Origin of the sequence: Faecalibacterium gallinarum (assembly GCF_022180365.1) — a bacterium.
Lineage (GTDB): Bacteria > Bacillota > Clostridia > Oscillospirales > Ruminococcaceae > Faecalibacterium > Faecalibacterium gallinarum.
The window spans coordinates 1-1,834 of the sequence record NZ_BQKV01000113.1 but is presented as its reverse complement, the minus strand read 5'-3'; the positions used below and the strand labels follow the sequence as shown (position 1 = coordinate 1,834).

The 1,834-nt window shown below is 54.2% G+C and carries 3 protein-coding genes; all 3 read left to right on the top strand.

The annotated features are described in order from the left end of the window. The first annotated feature begins 257 nt into the window (after positions 1–257). Entirely contained in the window at positions 258–506 is a 249-nt protein-coding gene (locus JCM17207_RS13210; RefSeq protein WP_238318089.1) for a hypothetical protein, read from the top strand. Between the two features lie 43 nt (positions 507–549). Further along, complete coding sequence (locus JCM17207_RS13205; protein ID WP_238318088.1) at positions 550–1,398, top strand: ParB N-terminal domain-containing protein; 849 nt, start codon at positions 550–552, stop codon at positions 1,396–1,398. After that, a partial coding sequence (locus JCM17207_RS13200) for a DUF6551 family protein (RefSeq protein WP_373871971.1) occupies positions 1,395–1,834 on the top strand: 440 nt, incomplete at its 3' end. The genes JCM17207_RS13205 and JCM17207_RS13200, both read left to right, overlap by 4 nt.

Below are 1,834 nucleotides of genomic sequence, written 5' to 3'. Positions count from 1 at the left end.
ATAAGCAGCCTCCTGGTACTTCCAGACAATGATACTTCCGTAACTCGCGGCCCGGCCACAAAGAAGGCGGGGCGGCCGAAAGGCCGATGGAGCGGTGCAAATCCGCCGCCAGAAGGTTCCCAACCCTCCCCGGGGTGTCGAGGACAAATAGGGGAGGAACTCCAAAAACAGTTTCAGCCCACCGTCCAGGATCACAAGACCCAAGACGGTGGGCTTTTTACATACCAAATCTTTCAAAACAAAGGAGGAAAATCCCTATGAGCCGTAGTTACGCACGCAATGCCAATACCGCATCCCTCATGACCCTGTGCCCGGTTTGTCTGAACTCGTTTCAGGACGCCAAGAAAGCATTTCTGCGCCGGGCGGATGTTCATCAGCAGACCAAAGATGTCTGTACTTACTGTCAGACCCGCTATGGTTTCGACTATTACGTCCAACCTGCTGCGGCTCACCGAGACACCATCCGTCGAAAGGTAAGAACCTATGTTGCAGCATCTCACCATTGACCCGGAGTTCGCGAGCAAGATTCCGCCGCTTCGTGAGGAAGAGATGAAACAACTGGAGGAAAACATTCTGGCAGACGGGGTGGTTATCAATCCGCTGATCGTCTGGAACGGCGTGATCGTGGATGGTCACAACCGCTACCACATTCTTCAGAAGTACCCGGAAATCCAGTTCACCACCTATGAGAAGCAGTTTTCCGACCGGTACGCAGCCATCGCTTGGATCTGCAAGAATCAGCTCGGGCGGCGAAACCTGACACAAGAACAGTACAAATACCTCATAGGCGAACGATATGAGGCGGAAAAGAGAACGGAGTCTTTTTATGGGAACCGATTCACTTTAGCGGACAAAAGTAGCCGGATTCAAAATGAATCCGGCTACAGCGGTGAACGTACTCGTGAGAAAATTGCTCGTGAGAACAACATCAGCGTCAGTTATGTACAGCGTGCCGGGAAATTTGCCCAAGGTGTAGATGCTGCAGAAGAAGTTGCTCCCGGTATCAAGCAGGAAATCCTGACCGGCAGCATCAAACCAACTGAAAAGGCCGTGGCAGCCATCGCCAAGGCCCCGCCGGAACAGCGACCCGCTCTGGTTCAGCAGCTCCGGCAGGCCAAAGAACCTGAAAAAGCCGAAGAAAAGCCGAAGCCCAAGCGCAGCGCCGCAGAAACCTTGCAAGCCATTCAGGATATCTCAGCCAACATGCTGCAGTCCAACGGGGAAATCGACGCAGACGATATCTGTGCAGAACTGGAAGACGCCCTGGACACCATGATCTTCCGCTGGGACACCTGCCTGGAAAATAACAAGGAGCTGCGCAGTGCCTGCCGGGACGGTATTAGAAGTCTTACAGATAAGGGAATTCGGTACCTGAAAGAGATGAGGAGGACTACATGAGAATGAACAGCACCAGCGCCTACCAGGAAATGATGATCAACAGCAAGCTGCTGGAAGTCCCCCGGGGCAGTTACCAGCGGGAACTGAACGTCAAGCGGGTTCGCAAAATTGCTGCAAGGTTTGACCCTCGTCTGGTCAATCCCCCGAAGGTCAGCTACCGCAACGGTCACTATTATGTGTTTGACGGCCAGCATACCATCGCAGTCCTCAAGCTGCTCAACGGCGGCAAGGACCTGATGATCCGCTGTATCGTGTACACGGGTATGACTGAGAGCGAGGAAGCCCTTCTCTTTGCCCAGCAGACCGGTGAATCCGCCAAGCTGACACCGGGCGACCGGATGCGGGCTATGATCTACGGCGGCGACCCGGAGTGCATGGCCTTCCTCAAGGCCACTGAATCGGTTGGCTTGAATTTGGATTACGCACAGCGGCGCGG